Source organism: Mesorhizobium sp. M2C.T.Ca.TU.002.02.1.1 (assembly GCF_003997225.1).
The window spans coordinates 1-1,896 of sequence record NZ_RZTO01001026.1 but is presented as its reverse complement, the minus strand read 5'-3'; the positions used below and the strand labels follow the sequence as shown (position 1 = coordinate 1,896).

Below are 1,896 nucleotides of genomic sequence, written 5' to 3'. Positions count from 1 at the left end.
CCTCTCCCCCGATCGACGGGGGAGAGGAAAGGCGCCCCTCGCGAGGAGGTTAGCGCTTCACGCACGAGGATCCCCCTCTGTCGCCTTTGGCGACATCTCCCCCTCGAGGGGGGAGATTAGCCAAAGGCTCGCGAGCCGGCTTACCATCTCGTGCTGGGCATAGGCGCGGCCGAAGCGGTTGGCGAGGAAGGCGTCCAGCGCAATGTCTTCCTGGCGCACGAAGCCCTTGGCCGGCAGCGAGCCGTCGGCCAGCATGTCGAGCACGGCGCAGATGCCGGAGGCGGTGGTGATCTGGATGGCGCTGCGCACGACGTTGCCGACGCGCTGCGAATAAATCTTGTTGGCGTAGGTCTCCTGCAACAGGCGACCGCTGCGGCGGCCCGAGACGGTGACGAAGACGATGACCACGTCCTGCAGCGTGGACGGCAGGGCGCTCTCGAAAATGTCCTTCAGCACGTCGCGGCGGTGGCGGAGCCCGAGGTCGTTGAGCAGCGCCTTCATGATCGCGGCGTGGCCGGGATAGCGGATGGTGCGGTAATTCAGCGTGCGCACCTTGCCCTTCAGCGTCTCCGCCAGAGTGCCGAGCCCGCCGGAGGTGTTGAAGGCCTCATAGGTGACGCCGTCCAGCGAGAACTCCTCGCGCTCCTCCAGCGGCGGCACCTCGATCAGCTCGCCCTCGACGATCGCCTCGCAGGGCTCGCAATATTCGTTGATGACGCCGTCGGTGCTCCAGGTCAGGTTGTAGTTCAGCGCGTTGGACGGATATTGCGGCAGCGCGCCGACGCGCATGCGCACGCTTTCCAGCGTGTCGAAACGGCTGGCGAGGTCGTTGGCGACGATCGAGATGAAGCCCGGTGCCAGGCCGCATTGCGGGATGAAGGCGTTTTTCGCCCCGCGCGCCAGTTCCTTGACGCGGCGGGTCGAGACCACGTCCTCGGTGAGGTCGAGATAGTGCACGCCGGTGGCGGCGGCCGCCTCGGCGATGCGCGTGGTGAGATGGAAGGGCGCGGCGCTCAGCACGGCGAACTTGCCGGCAAGGATCTTTTCCAGTTCGCCGGCGGCGGCGATGTCGAGCTCCTGCGTCGCGACGCCAGCCGGCAATTCGGCGGCGGCGAGCGGGGCGGCCGAGCGGTCGACGAGCGTGACGCGGTAGTCGCCCGTGGCGCTCAGCATTTCCGCGATGGTCGAGCCGATCTTGCCGGCGCCGACGACAACGATGTTCTTCATGATCAATTCCCCTGCAATCCTGATTTGGGCCAATTCGATTTGGCGGAAATCATCGCAGCTTGCCTGTCGAAAGGAAGCGTGGAATCTGGCAATATGAAGCTGAACTTTGAACGATCTGCCGAAAGGTTTCGTCGAAATGATCACTGAAGCCGAACAGGCCCTGCTCACCCTGCTGCGCGCCAACGCGCGGGCCTCGACGGCGGAACTGGCGCGCCAGCTCGGCGTCTCGCGCACGACGGTGCAGAGCCGGATCGAGCGGCTGGAGCAGCGCGGTATCATCGTCGGCTATGGGGTCAGGCTGTCGCCCGACTATGAGCAGGGACTCGTGAAGGCGCATGTGCTGCTCACCGTCACGCCGAAACTCGCCGACAAGGTGGTGCGCGCCCTGGAGGCGATGCCGCCGGTGCGTACCGTGCATTCCGTGAGCGGCAATTTCGACATGATCGTCATCGTCGACGCGCCGTCGATCCGCGATCTCGACGCGCTGCTCGACAAGATCGGCGCGATGGAGGGCGTGGAGCGGACGTCATCGTCGATCATTTTGTCGACGCGGGTGGATCGGTGAAACGGGTGAGATGTTGGCGCGAGGCCCCCCTCTCTGGCCTGCCGGCCATCTCCCCCTCATGGGGGGAGATCAGATGTCACGCCGCCTTTCGCTAATCGCCAGCG

General features: G+C 65.5%; 1 protein-coding gene and 1 pseudogene. One reads left to right on the top strand and one right to left on the bottom strand.

All coding sequences use genetic code 11. The features are described 5' to 3' along the window. Nucleotides 1–132 precede the first annotated feature (132 nt). Nucleotides 133–1,371, bottom strand: a pseudogene (locus EOD07_RS32880) (saccharopine dehydrogenase family protein); the annotation flags it as partial. Between EOD07_RS32880 and EOD07_RS32875 the strand changes: the two are divergent. Further along, nucleotides 1,364–1,792 carry an Lrp/AsnC family transcriptional regulator gene (locus EOD07_RS32875; RefSeq protein WP_127238200.1) on the top strand — a complete coding sequence of 143 codons (429 nt, stop codon included), beginning with the start codon at nucleotides 1,364–1,366 and terminating at the stop codon, nucleotides 1,790–1,792. The pseudogene EOD07_RS32880 and the gene EOD07_RS32875 overlap by 8 nt on opposite strands. Nucleotides 1,793–1,896: the final 104 nt, after the last annotated feature.